The organism is Streptomyces sp. NRRL S-337 (genome assembly GCF_000720175.1).
GTDB classification, from domain to species: Bacteria; Actinomycetota; Actinomycetes; order Streptomycetales; family Streptomycetaceae; genus Streptomyces; species Streptomyces siderophoricus.
Genome location: NZ_JOIX01000076.1, coordinates 1 through 16,616 on the forward strand (window position 1 = coordinate 1; position 16,616 = coordinate 16,616).

Consider the following 16,616-nt stretch of genomic DNA (forward strand, 5'->3'; position numbering starts at 1 on the left):
TCTGGAAGCCGACCTCCTCGATGCCGGAGGTGACCGCGCAGACGACGTAGCCGTGGTGGGCGTGGGGGAGGTCCCGTAGGGGAGGGTCGAACAGAACCCGTAAGGGTCGCGAGGGCCCCCTGCGGGGCCACAACTCGACGGGCTGGGTGAGGTATTCCCAAGACCTCACGACACCAGATGCTCGCGCGACCACGCACGCCCCCACCGACCCGCACACTCCCCCAACGGGAGGGGACGGGCCGGAGGGGCCTTGTTCGTGGACGTAAAGCGACAGCAGTCCACGAACAAGGCCCCGGAGGCCCGTCACGGCGGGACAGCCAGCTACGTGGGAGGCACCGCAAAGCGCAGCGGACCGGCAACTACCCCAGATACTGGGACAAATACGCCCGCAGCAGCGACTTCGCCTCGGCGACGATGGCCGGGTCGCCGGCCGAGTCGACGCGGAACGCCAGTTGCAGCAGCGCGTCGGCCGTTTCGACGCCGACGAGGAAGGCCGTGCGGAGCCGCGCATCGGCCGGGTCCAGGCCGAGGCGCCCCGCGAGGAGGGCCAGGAGGCGGTCCGCGACCTCGTAGTTCGCCTGGCGGGACTCGCGTGGCGCGGGGACCGTGAACTCGACCAGGGCGAACCCCGGCACGGTCCGCTTCATGGCGAGGTACTCGTCGACCACGACGTCCATCGCCCGGCGCCATTCCAGCCGCTGCCCCTCCGGGGCGGTCAGCCGGGCGGTGATCCGGTCCGCGTAGGCGTCGAGGTTGCGGTGGGCGAGCGCCTCGGCCATGGCCCGCTTGTTGGGGAAGAAGCGGTAGACCGAGCCGATCGGGACGCCGGCCCGGCCGGCCACGGCCCGGGTGCTCAGGTCCTCGTAGCCGGTCTCGTCGAGGAGTTCGGCGCAGGCGTCGAGGATGCGGGCCAGGCGCTGGGCGCTGCGCCGCTGCACGGGGGCGCGGCGCAGGGAGCGGGGCGGCCGGTCGGGGCGCGGGGTCGGCTGCTGCACCCGTCCATCCTGCCCGGCCTTCCGGCCGGGAGTGTCCGTTGACGGCCCTCTCCCGCAATCCTAAGGTCTTCCATAGGATTCCTTGAGCGGCGGGAGCGCGCGATGACAGGCACGGCCAACGAGCAGGCGAGGAAGACGGCCGAAGGGCTGGTCTACGCCACCGGTTTCGGCAACGAGCACAGCTCGGAGGCCGTCCCGGGCGCGCTTCCGGTGGGCCGCAATTCCCCCCAGCGGGCCCCGCTCGGGCTGTACGCCGAGCAGCTCAGCGGCTCGGCGTTCACCGAACCGCGGGCGGCCAACCACCGCTCCTGGCTGTACCGCATCCGCCCGTCGGCCGCGCACCCGCCGTTCGTCCGCGCCGAGCCGCGCGCGGTGCGCTCGGCTCCGTTCACCGAGTGCGCCCCCGACCCCAACCGGCTGCGCTGGAACCCGCTGCCCGCCCCCGAGGGCCCGACGGACTTCCTCGACGGGCTGTGGACGCTGGGCGGCAACGGCGACGCGACGCAGCGCAGCGGCATGGCCGTGCACCTGTACCACGCCAACGCGTCCATGGAACGGCGGGTGTTCAGCGACGCGGACGGCGAGCTGCTGATCGTCCCCGAGCGGGGCGGTCTGCTGCTGCGCACCGAGCTCGGGCTGCTGCGCGCCGTACCGGGTGAGGTGGCGCTGATCCCGCGCGGGGTGCGGTTCCGCGTCGAGCTGCTGGACGCCACCGCCCGCGGATACGTCTGCGAGAACTACGGGCAGCCCTTCCGGCTCCCCGACCTCGGCCCGATCGGCGCCAACGGCCTGGCCAACGCCCGGGACTTCCGGGCGCCGGTCGCCGCCTACGAGGACGTCGAGGGCCCGGTCGAGGTCGTCAACAAGTTCTGCGGCAATCTCTGGACCGCCACCTACGACCACTCGCCGCTGGACGTCGTCGCCTGGCACGGCAACCACGTCCCGTACGTCTACGACCTGCGGTGTTTCAACGTCATCGGGTCGATCAGCTATGACCACCCGGACCCGTCGATCTTCACGGTGCTGACCTCCCCGTCCGACACCCCGGGGCTGGCCGGCGTGGACTTCGTGGTCTTCGCACCGCGGTGGCTGGTCGGCGAGGACACCTTCCGGCCGCCCTATTTCCACCGCAATGTGATGACCGAGTACATGGGGCTGATCGAGGGCGCCTACGACGCCAAGACGGCCGGAGAAGGGGGCTTCGTGCCGGGCGGCGGGTCGCTGCACAACATGATGTCGGCGCACGGGCCGGACCGGGAGACGTTCGACCGGGCGAGCGCCGCCGAGCTGGTACCGCAGAAGATCGACGACGGGCTGGCGTTCATGTTCGAGACCCGGTGGCCGCTGACGCTCACCGCCCAGGCCCGGGACGCCGGCCATCTGCAGCGCGGCTACGACGACGTATGGCAGGGTCTCCAGCGCCACTTCCGCCTGTGACACCCGGGGACCGCTCGTGACCACCTTCGCTCCCGACTCGCTGGACCTGAACCGCAAGCTGCCGCTGTGGTACCAGGTCTCGCAGTCGTTGCGCGCCTCCATACTGGGCCGCTCCCCCGACGCCCCGCTCCGGCTGCCCACCGAGGACGCGCTCGCGGCGCACTACGGCGTGAGCGTGCTGACCATGCGGCAGGCGCTCAAGGAGCTGGAGGCGGAGGGGCTGATCAGCCGGCACCGGCGCCGCGGCACGTTCATCGAGCCGGGTGCGCGGCGCGGTGCGCCGGTGCGGCTGCTCGGCTCGGTGGACGCCATCGTGGCCCAGCAGTCCGGGATGACCACCGAGCTGCTGGACCACGGGCCGGTCGCGGTCCCGGCCGAACTGGCCGAGTACTTCCCCGGGTTGACGGAGGTGGCCGGGTTCCGCCGGTTGCGCAGCGACGAGAAGACGGGCGAGCCGACCAACCACGCGCGCAACTACGTACGCCCCGACGTCGCGGAGCGGATCGACCCGGCGGACCTGCTGCGCTGGCCGATGACGAAGGTGCTGCGGGACGCGGTGGGCGTCCGGATCAGCCGCATCACCGACACGGTCGAGGCCCGCCTCGCCGATCCGGAGACCGCCCGCCTCCTGGAGGTCCCCCTCCTCAGCCCGATCCTCGACTACACGGGTGTCACCTACGACGCCGACGGCCGCCCGGTCGACGTCGCGCGTATCCACTACCGCGGGGACCGCTTCTCCTTCACGGTGACGCTGGACGCGCACTGACCGCGCCGCCGGCCTGCTGTGCGGGCCAGAGTTCCGCGCACCCGTCGAGGACGCGGGACACCGCCGGATGCGGTTGCTCGGCCCGCCAGACGGCGTCCAGGCGGAGCTCGGGCGCGGGCCCCGCGAGCGGCACGAGCGTGATGCCGCGCGGGAGTTGGTGGGCGAGCGAGGCCACGACGAGGTTGACCCCGCGGCCGGCGGCGATGGCGGCCCAGGCGTTGGAGCCGGAGGCGGTCTCGTCGAGCACCGGCTCGAATCCGGCGGCCCGGCAGGCACCGGCCACCGCGTCGTAGTAGCCGGGCGCCATGTCGCGCGGCCACAGCTGGAACGTCTCGTCGCGCAGCCCGGCGAGCTCCACGGCCGGGGCCCCGGCGGACGGATGGCCGTCGCCGACCGCCGCCATGAGCGCCTCGCGCCGCACGGTCCGCCGGGCGATCCCCTTCGGGTAGCCGGTCCTGGGCGCGAGCGCGAGGTCGCAGCGCTCCTCCCGCAGCATCCGGCAGACGTCGGAGGCGAAGACCTCCCGGGTCTCCACCTTCAGCCGGGGCGCCCGAGCGGCGAGGTGGGCGGTGAGCGCCGGGAGGGTCTCGTACACCGCGGTGACCGTGTAGGCGATGCGCAGCGTCCCTGCCTCCCCGTCCGCCACCGCCCGGGCGTGCTGGGTCGCGCGGCCGGCGGCGGCGAGCAGCCGCTTGCAGTCGGCCAGGTAGGCGGCGCCGGCCGGCGTGAGCTCGACCCGGCGGGAGGTGCGGTCCAGCAGCCGTACCCCGAGGGTGTCCTCCAGCGCCTTGATCTGCTGGCTGAGCGCCTGCTGGGCGACGTACACGTCCTCGGCGGCGCGGGTGAAGCTGCGGCGCTCGGCCACCGCCACGAAGTACCGCATCTGGCGCAGCTCGGGTTCCATGCGACCGCATGGTAGGGCCGCCCTGCCGCACCCGTCGACAAGCCCGCCTTGTCGACCGACAACAAGCTGCGCTTGTTGACGAGGACACCCGCACATAGCGTGGGCCGGGCTGAACGACCAAGCACAGCAAGCCCGTTGCCCCTGGGGGAGGCATGATTCTGGAGACAGGTGCGACCGGCACCGTCGGCCGGCCGCTGGTGCGTGCGCTGCGCGCCCGTGGTGCCGCGGTCCGTGCGCTGGTACGTGACGCGGGCGGTGTGCCCGCCGAGTGGGACGACGGCGTCGAACCGGTGGTCGCGGACCTGGACGACGCCGGCTCGCTGGCGGCGGCCGCGGACCGGATCGAGGCGGTCCACCTGCTGACCCCGGTCGGCCCGGACGCCGCACGGCAGGCCCGGCACGTGGTCGACGCCGTCGCGGCGGCCGGCCGCCCCAAGGTCGTCCTCCAGGCGGCGATCGGCGTGCGGCACCGGACCGTCCCGGTGCGGTTCTTCGACGCGCACACCGCGGCGCTCGACCACCTCAAGGGCAGCGGCCTGCCGTGGACGGTGCTCGCGCCGAACGGATTCCTGCAGAACTTCCTGGGCCTGCTGCCGGACCTGCGGCGCACCGGCACGCTGGCGCTGCCCACCGGCGACGCCGCCGTGTCGTACGTGGACGCCCGCGACGTCGCCGAGGTCACCGCCACCGTGCTCACCACGGACGGCCACGAGGGTGCCGTCCTCGACGTGACCGGCCCGCGGGCGATGGGCCACGACGAGATCGCCGCGCGGCTCGGTGCGGCCCTCGGCCGGGAGCTGACCTACCGTGCGATCACGCCGGAGCAGGCCCGTACCGCACTGCTCGGCACGGGCATGTCCGCGTGGCAGGCCGACGGGCTGGTCGAGCTGTACGGCCGCTACGCCGCGGGGGCGGCCGGGGTGGTCTCCGACACCGTGCCCCGGTTGCTCGGCCGCCCGGCCCTGCCGATCGAAACCTTCCTCGCCGACCACGCGACCGCCCTGCGGGCCGGCCCCGTCCCCACTCAGGAGAATCTCCGATGACCACCGAGTACATCCGTTACACGATCACCGACCCCTCGCGACGGACCGCCTTCGAGCAGGCGTACGCGGCGGCCTCCGAGCAGCTCGACGCGGCGCCCGAGTGCCTCGGATACGACCTGGCACACGGGGTGGAGGAACCCGAGCACTACATCCTCCGCATCGAGTGGACCTCCGTCGAGGACCACCTCAAGGGCTTCCGCGGCGGCCTGCACTTCCCCGCCTTCCTCGCTCACGTCAGGCCGTACATCGGTGACATCGAGGAGATGAAGCACTACGAGAGCACGCCGGTGACCTCCGCCGGCGGATGACCGGCCTCGGCGCGGGGCGCGGCCCGGTCAGATCCGCTCCAGACTGCGCCCCGTACTGCGCGGGCCCAGCGCCGCCACGTTCGCGCACAGCAGCAGCATCAGGCCGGCGGAGCCGGTGAAGACCGCGGCGGGGCCGAGTTCGGTGAGGACGGGGAGGGCGATGAAGGGGAGGGCGACCGAGGTGAGCCGGGAGAGCGAGTAGGCGATGCCGATGGCGCTGCTGCGCAGGCCGGTCGGGAAGATCTCCGTCTGGTAGACGTGGAAGGCGTTGGAGAAGACGTTGCTGGCCACCGTCAGCAGGAAGCCGAAGGCGACGATCGCCCAGGTGGCGTCGGCGAAGCCGAAGGCCAGGCCGCAGCCGGCGATGGCCAGGGCGGAGGCGATGATCAGGGTGCGGCGCTCGATCCGGTCGATGAGCGGGACGGACAGCGCGGAGCCGAGCGGGTAGCCGCAGAAGCTCAGCGCGGCGTAGAGCAGGGACTCGGTGACGGTGTGGCCCTTCGCGGTGAGCACCACCGGCGCCAGGGACCCGAAGCCGTAGTAGCCGACGGTCTGCAGGACCTGGAAGATCCACCACATGACGGTCCGCCGGCGGAGGTCGCCGCGGAACATCGCACCCAGCGGCACCCGCCGTTCCGGGACGGGCTCGGTCTCCGGTACGGAGGGCAGGCTTCCGCCGGTCTCCCGGGCCACCCGTTCCTCCAGCCCGGCCACGATCCGCTCGGCCTCCTCGTGCCGCCCGTGCACGGTCAACCACCGGGGGGATTCGGGGAGTTGGCGGCGCATCAGCTGGATGAAGGCGGCGCCGAGCGCACCGGCCAGCAGCAGCCAGCGCCAGCCGTCGATGCCGAGCAACCGGTGCGCGGCCACCAGCCGGGCGCCGAGCAGTGCGGCGACCGGCACGCCGACGAAGCCCAGGGTGTAGGCGTAGGCGAGGTACCGGCCGCGCACCGCGCGGGGCAGGAACTCGGCGAGGTAGGTGTCGACCAGCACGAGTTCGGCGCCCAGGCCCAGGCCCGCCAGGAAGCGCAGCGCCAGCAGCCACGGCAGGTCCGGGGCGAAGGCGGCGGCCAGCGAGAACACCGAGTAGGCGCCGAGGTTGACCAGGAACAGCCGGCGCCGTCCCAGGCGGTCGGCGAGCACCGACAGCAGGTTCGCGCCGACGAACATGCCGAGGAAGCCCGCGGCGATCACCCAGGACTTCGCGGTGTGGCCGAGGTGCCACTGTTCGGCGAGGACGGCGGCGAGCACTCCGCCGAGGAAGATCTCGTAGAGGTCGAAGAAGGCGCCGATGCCGACGACGAGGGTGATCCGGCGGTGCCACCGGGACGGTGGCAGCCGGTCCAGCCGTGCGGCGGCCCGGTTGCCGATGGGGCTTCCCCCGCGCCGTTCAGGCGTGGGGGAGGTGGTGTCCGTCATGGCGGTCCTCCCCTGAGCAGGTCCCGGCGCGCTGGGGGTCCCCCCGCGCCGTTCGGGCGTCGGGGAGGAGCAACGTCCGCACCGCGGTGCCGGGCGTACGGCGAGGACCGTACTCCGCCAAGATCAGTAAGCGGAAGACCGCGTCGGGTCGCCTGGGAGGGTGGCTCCGGTCCGGCCGGCCGGGCGGGGCGGCGGGGGCCGTCGCTACCATGCCGGGGTCAACCGAACGGTCCGGGAGGGGCTCCGCGTGACGGCGAAGCAGGACGCGCCACGGCTGTCCGATCTCATGCCGTGGTCCGTGGCGCCGCTGCGGCTCGGCCGTTCCTGGGTCCGGTCGCCGGATCCGGCGGCGCTGCGGGCCCGTTGGCGGGCGCTGGTGGCCGCCGGGGACACCGCGGACCGCGAGCGCCTGTTCCGGCCGTCCCGGGCCCGGACCCTGTACTCCGCGGTCGGCCAGCTGCCGGGCCAGCGGACCGCCACCGGGCGGCTGTACCGCGCGGACGGCCCGTGCCCCGAGCCGGTGCGGATCCAGCACGGCCCGTTCGACCAGCAGTGGCTGCTGCCCGACCACCGGCTGATCGACGCGGCCCGGCCCGAGCTGTGGCGGGTGGCGGACGCCCGGCAGCTGTACGCGGTCGAGCCGGGCCGGCTGCCGCAGCCGTCCGGGCCCGCGGTGGTGTGCGCGGCACTGCTGCCCGACGGGCGGTCACCGGCCGGGCGTCCCGGCCGGATCCATCCGCTCTACCGGCGGCCCGGCGGCCGTGAGCCGAACCTCGCCCCCGGGCTGCTCGCGCTGCTCACCCGCCGGCTGGACCGCCCGGTGGAGCCGGCGCAGCTGCTCGCCTGGGTGGCCGCGAGCGCCCGGCACTCCCCCGACGGCGCCGTGGTGCCGCTGACCGCCGATGCCGGGGTGTGGACGCGGGGTGTGGCGCTGGGCGAGCGGCTGCTGTGGCTGTACACCCGGGGCGGGTACGTGCCCGGGGACGGCCCGCCCGAGGGCTGTGCGGGTCCCGGCGGGCGGCCCCGGATGCCGGGCGGCCGCCGCCCGTACGTCCGCGCCGCGCTGCCGGCCCGGGGGCTGCCGCGGAGCCTGGCGTACGACCCGGCGGACGAGGCACTGCTGCTCGGTGACGGCGGCCGGATCTCACCGGTGCCGCAGGGCGCGTGGGACTTCTCGGCGGGCGGGGTGCGGGTGCTGGCGGACTGGTTCGCCGGCCGCACCGGCACGGCGGAGGACGGTACGGCGACGCCGCCGGAGGCCGGTTCGCTGGCGGCGCTGGGTCCGGCGGACTGGCCGCAGGAGTGGACCTCGGAGCTGCTGGAGCTGATCACCGTGCTGGCACTGTTGGCCGAACTGGCGCCGGAGCAGGCCGAGTTGGCGGTGGCCACCGCGGATGCGCCGCAGTTGCCGGCCGGCGAGCTGCGGGCCGCGGGAGTGCTGCCCCCGCCGTCCTGGGCCCGCCGCCCGGCGTCCGTGCTGGACCACCACGAGGAGGGCCCGGACGGGCAGTTCGCGCTGGTGTGACCGCCGCTGGCCGGTGGCCCGTCGCCGGTGGCCGTCCGTCGCCGTGGCCGCTCGGGCCGTGCCTACCCGGCGGCCGGGCCTGCGTAGGCGTCGAGGACCCGGCCGATGAGCCGGTCGAAGACCTCGTCGGGGTCGCCGACCGGTCCGCTGCCGGCCAGCACCCGGGCGATGAGGGGGTACTGGCCGGTGGCCACCGCCGACGTCAGATAGCCGGCCTGGGCCGCCTGCCGTTGTTCCGGGCTGTGGCCGGATTCCTTGGCGCGCTCGGCGGCCGCCTGCTCGGCGGAGGCCATGGAGACGACGGTGCCGTTGAGCATCGAGATCAGTTCGAGCTTGAGTGCGTCGTCGAGCCCGGAGTCTTCCAGTACGGCGAGGGAGTGCTCCATGTAGCGCAGCGCGTTGGGCCCGAGGAAGGTGTGGGACAGCACGGCGCCCGGCAGCCAGGGGTGCCGGCGCATCATCTCGCGGGCCTGGCGGGCGAGCTGGAGCAGATCGGCGCGCCAGTCGCCGGACGGGCGGTCGGGCAGGCGGTATTCGCCGACGGCGAGGTCGACCATGAGGTCGATCAGGTCGCCCTTACCGGGGACGTAGTTGTAGAGCGACATCGTGGCGCAGCCGACCGCGGTCGCGACCCGCCGCATGGAGACCGCGGCGAGGCCGGACTCGTCGGCGATCCGCACCGCGGCCTCGGCGATCTCGTCGCGGGTGAAGGCGGGGCGGGGACCGCGGCCGGTCCGCTCGGGGCGTGCCCAGATCACCTCGGGTCCGGCCGCGCGGCCGCTTGCTGCCATGAATCGATCACCTCGCCACCATCCTAGTGACGTGGCGCGCACGTCAGGGGGCGGTGCCGGCCGGCTCCGTAGGGGCGGGCACGAAAAAACCACCCGTCACGTGGTGACGGGTGGTCTGGAGCGGACCGGCCGGGCGGGGACGGGCCGGCCGCCCGAGGTGCCGTGTGACGAACGGCTCAGCCGTGTCCGCCGAAGAGCGAGCGCCGCAGCCTGCGCAGCGGTGCGAACAGCGACACCCTGGCGCCGCGGCCGTTCCTCGTACGCAAATGGTCGCGCGCGGTGAGCTCCTGCATCAGCGAGGTCGCGCCTTCCGCCTCCCGCTGCGGGATGGCGGGGCCACCCAGCACCGCGAGGTGGCGGTCGAGGCGCGCACTGGACGCACCGCTCCCGCAATTGATCGCAGGGACTCTTGCCCTGCTACGCACTGTTATCTGTTCCATGACTCTCCCCACCCTTACGAGGGCACCCGGCCCGGGCAGGGTAACCCTATCTCTCTTGGAGGACACGCGTGCAGACCGGTCAACGGATTCACCTGCCTCGCCATGACGTTGACGCACACCATACGGAATGTCACCTAAAGGCCGTGTCCCAGGGGGAGTTGACGGTGCGGAAGATTCCGGAGGGAGGGCTTCCGCACGGCTGGCGGGCCGCCCGGTCCGCCGGGGAGAGACCGGGATCTCACGGACACTCCCCGGCGCCCGGGACGCGCCCCCCGGGTGCGGTTCCTCAGGCGGCGGAGCCGAAGACCGGCAGATAGCCGCCGGAGTGGCCGGCGGAGGTCGGGTGGTAGGACTCGTCGACGGGATAGGTCACGCTGTGCAGCCAGGCGCTGCCGGAGCACAGCTCGTGGCCGGCGAAGGTGGTGTTGACGTCGGCGAAGGCGAAGCCGTGGTCGGCGGCGCGCTTGGCGATGACGCCGTTGATGTCGTCGGCCGCGGCGTCGATGGCGGTGCGGGACTTCTCGGAGAGACCCGCGAAGCAACTCCCGCCGATCTTGTAGAAGCGCGGGTAGCCCAGGACCACCACGTGCGCGGCCGGGGCCTTCTGGGAGATGGCGCTGTACACGGTGTCGAGCTTGCCGGGGAGGGTGTTGTCGATGTACGTCCTGGCCTGCGCGACCCGGGCCAGGCAGGCGCTCTCACCCTGGAGCGCACAGGTCGTCATGGTGTCGGCGAATCCGGCGTCGTTGCCGCCGACGGTGATGCTGACCAGGCCCGTGGAGCTGTTGAGCGGGCCGAGCTGTCCGCTGACAACATCACCCGTTCGGGCGCCGGAACAGGCGGTGAACTGGAACGAGGAGGGGGAGTGCGCGGCGGCCCACAGGGCCGGGTACGCCTTGCTGCTGCGCTTGCAGGAGCCGCTGGCGCTGTCGTAACTGCCGGCCCCGACGCCCGAGGAGTAGGAGTCGCCGAGTGCCACATAGCCGGTTGCGGTGGGGAGTTGGGCGGACGCGGCGGCGCTCGCGCCGGTGAGCGCGAGCGCCGTGGTGACGAAGAAGGCGGACGTCAAGGCCGCGAATCGGGACAGTCTCATGGAACCTCCCTTAGCAGGATCTCTGCCACATCCGTCGTAGCAAGACTCGCGGGTAACCGGAAGTGTCCATGCCAAAGGTAGTTTTATGTTCACGGTAAATGTGCCGATGCGGGCGGATGTTCACCGCCCTGTCCTTGCCGCTAGCCCTCGGCGTGGTGCTCGCTGCGGACCAGTGCGGGCACCACCGCCGCGGTGCCCGCCAGGAACGCCGCCACGAGCAGGATCACCAGCGCCGGCCGGGTGCCCAGGCCGAGCAGCGCGGCCCCGAGCAGCCCGCCCGCGAACATCGCGCCCACCGAGAGCAGGCGCCGGACCGCCGTCCGGCCGCCGTGTCCCAGCCGCTTGTCGTGCCCCAGCACCGAACCGCTGACCAGCGCCGTCATCGTGCGGGTGGCCACGGTGGTGGTGAGGTCGGGCGGGGCGGAGCGCATGGCGGTGACGTTGCGCATGCCCATCGCCAGGGCCATCAGCCCGATGACCGCGTAGCGCCGGCCCGGTGGCAGTCCGGGGGCCGGATCCATCCCCCAGGCGACCACCGCCGCACCGGCCAGCAGGGCCGCCTCGGTGAACAGGCCGGCCGGGAACCACTGCTGCTCCCGCGCGGCCAGCCCGGACTCCCACCGGGCGCCGAGGGCCGCGCCCACGGCGAAGGAACCGAGCGAGACGGCCGTCGCCAGCACGGGCAGCCCGCCCTGGCCCGCCACACCGAAGCCGAGGAAGAGCAGATTGCCGGTCTGCATGGCGGAGAAGACCTGACCGATCGTCAGAAACGTGACCGCGTCCACCACGCCGGTGGCCACGGTCAGGCACACCATGACCACCGTCAGGGCGATTCCGCTCGGCGGCTCCACGGGCCCGGCTCCTTCCCGCGGGCATGTCACCTCGCGCTCTCGCCCCCAGTCTGCGCGGGCCCGGCCCCCGGCCACGGTCATTGCGCCGTCTGTGGGCGGCCCGACGGCCCCTCCCACCGCCCGGGTTGCGGCCATTTCCGGCCTTCTTCGTGCCTTGACGGTGCTCCGGGCGTTACGCGACATTGAGCCCGGCATCCGGCCGGGGGAGGGCAGAGCCGCTCATGCAGACGGACACCATCCGGGGCGACGGGCCGTACGAGCCGTCCCCGCCCGGCGCACCGCCCACGGCACACGCACCGCCGGGCGGCGTGGCCCGGTCGCTGGCCCTGGGTGCCGCAGTCTCGGCGGGCGCGATGGGGGCGGTGCTGGCGCTGACCGGTCTCGATTCGCCGTTGCGCGCGCCGTTCACGCTCTTCTTCCTCCTGATGGCGCCGGCCGGGGCGCTCGCGGTGGCGCTCGGGCGGATGGATCCGCTCGGCCGGGCGGTGGTGGCCGGCGCCGGGGCGCTCGCCGTCGACCTGCTGGTGGCACAGGCGATGCTGGCGCTGCATCTGTGGTCGGTGCGCGGCGGGGTGCTCGCCGTGGCGGCGTTCAGCGGGGTGCTGCTGCTGGGCTGCGCGCTACGGCGCCGGACCGGCCGGACGCGGGCACGCCGTACCGACTGACCGTCCGGACCGACCGTACGAACAAAGGGGGAGCGCACGGACATGGAGATCACGGTGCACCGGCCCGGCGAGCTGACCGGGGACGAACGCGACGCCTGGGCCGCGCTGCAGGCCGGGGCGCGGGCGGCCGGGGCGCCGCAGCTGGCGAACCCGTTCCTCTCCCCCGCCTTCGCGCTGGCCGTCGGCCGCTGCCGGAGCGGCGTACGGATCGCGGTGCTGCGGGAGGACGGGCGCCCGGCCGGGTTCCTGCCCTTCCAGCGGTCCGCGCTCGGGGTGGGCCGGGCGATCGGACTGGGCCTGTCGGACGCGCAGGGGCTGGTGCACCGCCCGGGCCTGCGGTGGGACGCCCGGGAACTGCTCCGGGCCTGCGGGCTGTCGGTGCTGGAGTTCGACCACCTCGTGGCGGGCCAGGACGCCTTCGAAACCCGCTCGTTCGGCCGGTTCGCCTCGCCGGTCGTCGACGTGGACCAGGGCTTCGAGACGTATCTGGCCGGACTGCGGGCAAGATCGCCGAAGTTCGTCCGCACCACCCTGGCCAAGGAGCGCCGGCTCTGCCGGGACGTCGGGCCGCTGCGCCACGTCCACGACGAGCGCGACCCGGCGGCGCTGCGCACGCTGCTGCGGTGGAAGTCCGCGCAGTACCGAAGGACCGGCCGCAGCGACCGCTTCGCGCACCCCTGGATCGTGCGGCTGGTGCAGCAGTTGTTCCACACACGCACGGAGTCCTGCACCGGGCTGCTGTCCGTGCTGTACGCCGGTGAGCGGCCGGTCGCGGCACACTTCGGGCTGCGTTCCGATTCCGTCCTCGCCTGTTGGTTCCCGGCCTATGACCCGCAATTCGCGAAGTATTCGCCCGGACTCGTGCTGCATCTGGGCATGGCACGCGCGGCGGCCGCGGCGTCGCTCGGATATCTCGATCTGGGGCGCGGCGCGAAGGATTACAAGGATTCCCTCAAGACGCGTGAACTCATGGTGTCCGAGGGGTGGGTGAGGCGACCGCATCCGGCCGTACCGGTGCATTGGGCGCGGCGCGCGCCGGTGCGTGCGCTGCGCAATGCGGTGCTCGCCCGCCCCGAGTGGTTCGAGCCCGCGGACCGCCTGCTCAAGCGGGTCGGGCGGCTCCGGACCGGACGCTGATTCCGGTGCCCGTAAGGCCTTTCGGTCCGGTATTCCGTGGCCTTTCGTAAAGGCCCGGGAGGGCGTACGCCGGTGCATGAATACAGGCGTACATCAGTACGCAGTGGCCAATTGCCCTAAAGGGTATTTGACATGCGACGTCTTGCCTTAGAGTCCTCCTCGTCCATTCCGTCGCACTTCATTTCCGACGCACTTCCAGCCGCATCGGACGATGACCGCCGTGCTGTTCCGGGGGAGGAACAGCCGGCGGAAGCGTCCGGTGCGGTGCGCGGTGGGGGGTCTGGTGCATCTGGTCCTCGCCGGCCGACCACGGTCTGCCGGGGCCCGGTCACGAGCCGCGCTTTCGTGGTCACGCCTATCGGCTCGCCCTGTCCGCACGGTGCTCCGCGCCGCGCCGGCCGGGGTGCGAACCCCCCTGTCGGACCCGGATATCAGCACCGACCGCCCGGGGACGGGCGGTCCACCGGACGAGAGGGAAAGAAATCCCATGAGTGCGTTCCTTCGCCCGGCCGATGCGGATGAGCCGCTGACGCTGCTGCCGGACCAGGCCGTCTACCGTCCCGTCTCCTCGCACCTGGCCATCGCTCCGCCGGTCAGCGTCGTCATCCCGGCGATGAACGAGGCGGCGAACCTCCCGCACGTCTTCAAGACCCTCCCGGACTGGATCCACGAAGTGGTCCTGGTCGACGGGCACTCCACCGACGACACCGTCCGGGTCGCCCGCGAGCTGTGGCCGGGCGTCACCGTCGTACCGCAGCGCGGCAAGGGCAAGGGGGACGCGCTGATCAGCGGGTTCGCGGCATGCACCGGCGAGATCATCGTGATGGTCGACGCGGACGGCTCGGCCGACGGCGGCGAGATCGTCAGCTACGTCTCGGCGCTGGTGTCCGGGGCGGACTTCGCCAAGGGCTCACGCTTCGCCAACGGCGGCGGCACGGACGACATGACGTGGATCCGCCGGCTCGGCAACCGGATGCTGACCGCGCTCGTCAACGCCAAGTTCGGCGCGCGCTACACCGACCTGTGCTACGGCTACAACGCCTTCTGGCGCCGCTGCCTGGGCCAACTCGCCCTGGACTGCGCCGGGTTCGAGGTCGAGACGCTGATGAACATCCGGGTGGTCAAGGCCGGCCTGCGGGTGCAGGAGATCCCCAGCCACGAGTACCCGCGCATCCACGGCGCCAGCAATCTGCGGGCGGTCCGCGACGGGCTGCGGGTGCTGAAGGTCATCGCCCGCGAACGGGGGGCCGGGCGGAAACGGGTGCCCCGGCCGGCGCTGCTCACCGGGGAGGCCCGATGAGCCCCGGCAGACCGGTGGCCGGGCCGGCGGTGGGACCGGCGCTGCGGATCTCCGTCGTCATCTGCGTGCACACGGAGGACCGCTGGGACGACATGCTGGCCGCGGTGGCCTCGGTCCGCGGCCAGTCCCACCCCGCCCATGAGGTGCTGCTGGTGGTCGACCACCATCCGCGGCTGCTCGACCGGCTCCGGGAGCACTTCGGGGGCGCCCGCGCGGGCGCGTCCGCTCCCGGTGCGCCGCCGGTGCCCGTGCTGATCATGGCCAATTCCGGCCCCCGCGGGCTGTCCGCGGGCCGGAACACCGGGATCGCCGCGGCCGACGGCGAGGTCATCGCGTTCCTCGACGACGACGCGGTCGCCGAGCGGGACTGGCTGCGTCACTTCGCCGCGGCCTACGCGGATCCGGCGGTGCTGGCGGTCGGCGGGCGCACCGAGCCGGTGTGGGCGTCCGGCCGCCGGCCGGTGTGGTTCCCCGAGGAGTTCGACTGGGTGGTGGGCTGCACGTACCGCGGTCTGCCGCCGGGGAAGGTGCGGGTGCGCAACGTGCTCGGCGGCAACGCCTCGTTCCGCAGGGTCGCCTTCGACCTCGTCGGCGGGTTCCCGATAGGGATCGGGCGGGACGGTGACCGGCGGCCGCTCGGCTGCGAGGAGACCGAACTGTGCATCCGGATCAGCCGCACCCTCCCGGACGCGGTGCTGCTGATCGACGACCGTGCGGTGATTCACCACCGGGTACCGGCCGAGCGGCAGCGGTTCGGCTACTTCCGCCGCCGGGCGTACGCGGAGGGCCTGTCCAAGGCGCTGGTCACGCGGAGCGTCGGCGCCCGGGACGGGCTGGCGACCGAGCGGCACCACACCGCCCGGGTGCTGCCCGCGGGCGTGCTGCGCGGGCTGCGCGACGCGCTGCTCGGGCGCCCGGGCGGTGCCGGCCGGGCGGCTGCGATCCTGGCCGGCACGGCGGCCGCCGCGGCCGGCTACGCCCGGGGCGGTCTCCGCGCCCGCACGACCTCACGTACACGATCCGACAAGGGAGTTGATACCTTCCCCGGCGACGGCACGAGCGCCGTGACCGCCGCGCACGAGGGAGCGGCGGTATGAGCGACGACCGCCCCCCGAGAGTGCCGATCCTCATGTACCACGCGGTGACCTTCGCCCCGACCCCGGCCGTACGGGCGCTCTCCGTCACCCCCGACGCGTTCGCCGGGCAGCTCGCCGCGCTCGCCGACGGTGGCTTCACCCCGCTGACGGCCGCCGCCCTCGCCACGGCCTGGCGGGGCGGCGGCCCGCTCCCGGACCGGCCGGTGCTGATCACCTTCGACGACGGCTACGAGGGCGTCCACCGCTACGCCCTGCCCGCGCTCGCCCGGTACGGCTTCCCGGCCACCCTCTTCCTCTCCACCGGCTGGCTGCGCGGCCCGTACGACAGCGGGGACGCACCGGACACCATGCTCGACTGGCGGCAGGTGCGCGAACTGGCTGCGGCCGGGGTGGAGATCGGCGGGCACAGCCACGGCCACCCCCCGCTGGACGGCCTCGACGACCGGCGGCTGCGGCACGAGGTGCTGCGCTGCCGGGAGTTGATCGCCGAAGAGGTGGGCACGGCGCCGGAGTCCTTCGCGTATCCCTACGGCCACTCCGACCGGCGGGTGCGGGCCATGGTGCGCGGGCTCGGCTTCCGGCAGGCGCTCGCGGTCGGCAATGCGCTCGCGGCCCGCGCGCAGGGCCCGTACGCGCTGGCCCGGCTGACCGTGCGGCGCCGTACCGGGACCGAGGAGTTCGCCCGGCTCGTCGAGGGCCGCGGGCTGGTCCGCGCCTATGCCGCGGACCGGGTGCTCACCAAGGGGTACGCGCTGGTCCGCCGAGCCCGTCAGGTGGTGCGGCCGTGTCCGCCGGGCCCCTGACGCCGAGCCCGTCGTGGCCCCGTCGCGGCGGAAGAAGGAGCG

General features: G+C 73.5%; 17 protein-coding genes. 10 read left to right on the forward strand and 7 right to left on the reverse strand.

Translation table 11 applies throughout. The annotated features are described in order from the left end of the window. Window positions 1-359: 359 nt before the first annotated feature. Window positions 360-995: a TetR/AcrR family transcriptional regulator gene (locus tag IG62_RS0133695; RefSeq protein ID WP_051798978.1), complete on the reverse strand. Its 636-nt coding sequence runs from the start codon at window positions 993-995 to the stop codon at window positions 360-362. A gap of 102 nt (window positions 996-1,097) precedes the next feature. Between IG62_RS0133695 and hmgA the strand changes: the two genes are divergently transcribed. Next, window positions 1,098-2,432: a homogentisate 1,2-dioxygenase gene (gene hmgA / locus IG62_RS0133700; RefSeq protein ID WP_030812330.1), complete on the forward strand. Its 1,335-nt coding sequence runs from the start codon at window positions 1,098-1,100 to the stop codon at window positions 2,430-2,432. 16 nt (window positions 2,433-2,448) lie between these two features. Next, window positions 2,449-3,198: a GntR family transcriptional regulator gene (locus IG62_RS0133705; RefSeq protein ID WP_030812333.1), complete on the forward strand. Its 750-nt coding sequence runs from the start codon at window positions 2,449-2,451 to the stop codon at window positions 3,196-3,198. Here IG62_RS0133705 and IG62_RS0133710 read toward each other — a convergent pair. Further along, a complete protein-coding gene (locus tag IG62_RS0133710; protein ID WP_051798980.1) occupies window positions 3,173-4,102 on the reverse strand; it encodes a LysR family transcriptional regulator in 930 nt (309 codons plus the stop codon). The genes IG62_RS0133705 and IG62_RS0133710 overlap by 26 nt on opposite strands. Window positions 4,103-4,254: 152 nt before the next feature. On the opposite strand from IG62_RS0133710, the gene IG62_RS0133715 reads away from it, so the two are divergent. Both IG62_RS0133715 and IG62_RS0133720 read left to right on the forward strand, forming a co-directional pair. Continuing rightward, a complete protein-coding gene (locus tag IG62_RS0133715; protein ID WP_051798982.1) occupies window positions 4,255-5,145 on the forward strand; it encodes an SDR family oxidoreductase in 891 nt (296 codons plus the stop codon). Further along, window positions 5,142-5,453: an antibiotic biosynthesis monooxygenase family protein gene (locus IG62_RS0133720; RefSeq protein ID WP_030812342.1), complete on the forward strand. Its 312-nt coding sequence runs from the start codon at window positions 5,142-5,144 to the stop codon at window positions 5,451-5,453. Before IG62_RS0133715 ends, IG62_RS0133720 begins: the two co-directional genes overlap by 4 nt. A gap of 27 nt (window positions 5,454-5,480) precedes the next feature. Here the strand turns inward: IG62_RS0133720 and IG62_RS0133725 are convergent, their stop codons facing one another. Further along, entirely contained in the window at window positions 5,481-6,872 is a 1,392-nt protein-coding gene (locus tag IG62_RS0133725) for an MFS transporter (protein WP_030812345.1), read from the reverse strand. Between the two features lie 247 nt (window positions 6,873-7,119). On the opposite strand from IG62_RS0133725, the gene IG62_RS0133730 reads away from it, so the two are divergent. Continuing rightward, window positions 7,120-8,397: a type ISP restriction/modification enzyme gene (locus IG62_RS0133730; protein ID WP_030812348.1), complete on the forward strand. Its 1,278-nt coding sequence runs from the start codon at window positions 7,120-7,122 to the stop codon at window positions 8,395-8,397. A gap of 62 nt (window positions 8,398-8,459) precedes the next feature. Here IG62_RS0133730 and IG62_RS0133735 read toward each other — a convergent pair whose 3' ends face one another. The 4 genes from IG62_RS0133735 to IG62_RS0133750 form a co-directional block, all read right to left on the reverse strand. Continuing rightward, window positions 8,460-9,188 carry a TetR/AcrR family transcriptional regulator gene (locus tag IG62_RS0133735; protein ID WP_030812351.1) on the reverse strand — a complete coding sequence of 243 codons (729 nt, stop codon included), beginning with the start codon at window positions 9,186-9,188 and terminating at the stop codon, window positions 8,460-8,462. Between the two features lie 176 nt (window positions 9,189-9,364). Next, on the reverse strand, window positions 9,365-9,628 hold the full coding sequence (locus tag IG62_RS0133740; RefSeq protein WP_030415749.1) for a hypothetical protein: 264 nt from the start codon (window positions 9,626-9,628) through the stop codon (window positions 9,365-9,367). Between the two features lie 286 nt (window positions 9,629-9,914). Next, on the reverse strand, window positions 9,915-10,721 hold the full coding sequence (locus IG62_RS0133745) for an SGNH/GDSL hydrolase family protein (RefSeq protein WP_030812354.1): 807 nt from the start codon (window positions 10,719-10,721) through the stop codon (window positions 9,915-9,917). A gap of 140 nt (window positions 10,722-10,861) precedes the next feature. After that, the gene (locus tag IG62_RS0133750; protein WP_030812357.1) at window positions 10,862-11,572 is read right to left on the reverse strand and encodes a YoaK family protein; all 711 of its coding nucleotides are present in this window, start codon (window positions 11,570-11,572) and stop codon (window positions 10,862-10,864) included. A 221-nt stretch (window positions 11,573-11,793) separates the two neighbouring features. Between IG62_RS0133750 and IG62_RS0133755 the strand changes: the two genes are divergently transcribed. The 5 genes from IG62_RS0133755 to IG62_RS0133775 all read left to right on the forward strand — a co-directional run bounded on the left by IG62_RS0133755 (window position 11,794) and on the right by IG62_RS0133775 (window position 16,574). Beyond that, window positions 11,794-12,237, forward strand: coding sequence for a hypothetical protein (locus tag IG62_RS0133755; protein ID WP_030812360.1), 444 nt, complete (start codon window positions 11,794-11,796; stop codon window positions 12,235-12,237). A gap of 42 nt (window positions 12,238-12,279) precedes the next feature. Further along, complete coding sequence (locus tag IG62_RS0133760; RefSeq protein ID WP_030812363.1) at window positions 12,280-13,374, forward strand: GNAT family N-acetyltransferase; 1,095 nt, start codon at window positions 12,280-12,282, stop codon at window positions 13,372-13,374. Window positions 13,375-13,861: 487 nt separating this feature from the next. After that, on the forward strand, window positions 13,862-14,674 hold the full coding sequence (locus IG62_RS0133765; RefSeq protein ID WP_030812367.1) for a glycosyltransferase family 2 protein: 813 nt from the start codon (window positions 13,862-13,864) through the stop codon (window positions 14,672-14,674). Next, window positions 14,671-15,771 carry a glycosyltransferase family 2 protein gene (locus IG62_RS0133770; protein WP_051798984.1) on the forward strand — a complete coding sequence of 367 codons (1,101 nt, stop codon included), beginning with the start codon at window positions 14,671-14,673 and terminating at the stop codon, window positions 15,769-15,771. Before IG62_RS0133765 ends, IG62_RS0133770 begins: the two co-directional genes overlap by 4 nt. Then, a complete protein-coding gene (locus IG62_RS0133775) occupies window positions 15,768-16,574 on the forward strand; it encodes a polysaccharide deacetylase family protein (RefSeq protein ID WP_030812373.1) in 807 nt (268 codons plus the stop codon). Before IG62_RS0133770 ends, IG62_RS0133775 begins: the two co-directional genes overlap by 4 nt. Window positions 16,575-16,616: the final 42 nt, after the last annotated feature.

Coding starts and splice junctions, on each gene's coding strand:
- hmgA (WP_030812330.1), top strand. CDS start 1,098: ATGACAGGCACGGCCAACGAGCAGGCGAGGAAGACGGCCGAAGGGCTG.
- IG62_RS0133710 (WP_051798980.1), bottom strand. CDS start 4,102: ATGGAACCCGAGCTGCGCCAGATGCGGTACTTCGTGGCGGTGGCCGAG.
- IG62_RS0133715 (WP_051798982.1), top strand. CDS start 4,255: ATGATTCTGGAGACAGGTGCGACCGGCACCGTCGGCCGGCCGCTGGTG.
- IG62_RS0133720 (WP_030812342.1), top strand. CDS start 5,142: ATGACCACCGAGTACATCCGTTACACGATCACCGACCCCTCGCGACGG.
- IG62_RS0133725 (WP_030812345.1), bottom strand. CDS start 6,872: ATGACGGACACCACCTCCCCCACGCCTGAACGGCGCGGGGGAAGCCCC.
- IG62_RS0133735 (WP_030812351.1), bottom strand. CDS start 9,188: ATGGCAGCAAGCGGCCGCGCGGCCGGACCCGAGGTGATCTGGGCACGC.
- IG62_RS0133740 (WP_030415749.1), bottom strand. CDS start 9,628: ATGGAACAGATAACAGTGCGTAGCAGGGCAAGAGTCCCTGCGATCAAT.
- IG62_RS0133745 (WP_030812354.1), bottom strand. CDS start 10,721: ATGAGACTGTCCCGATTCGCGGCCTTGACGTCCGCCTTCTTCGTCACC.
- IG62_RS0133755 (WP_030812360.1), top strand. CDS start 11,794: ATGCAGACGGACACCATCCGGGGCGACGGGCCGTACGAGCCGTCCCCG.
- IG62_RS0133760 (WP_030812363.1), top strand. CDS start 12,280: ATGGAGATCACGGTGCACCGGCCCGGCGAGCTGACCGGGGACGAACGC.
- IG62_RS0133765 (WP_030812367.1), top strand. CDS start 13,862: ATGAGTGCGTTCCTTCGCCCGGCCGATGCGGATGAGCCGCTGACGCTG.
- IG62_RS0133770 (WP_051798984.1), top strand. CDS start 14,671: ATGAGCCCCGGCAGACCGGTGGCCGGGCCGGCGGTGGGACCGGCGCTG.
- IG62_RS0133775 (WP_030812373.1), top strand. CDS start 15,768: ATGAGCGACGACCGCCCCCCGAGAGTGCCGATCCTCATGTACCACGCG.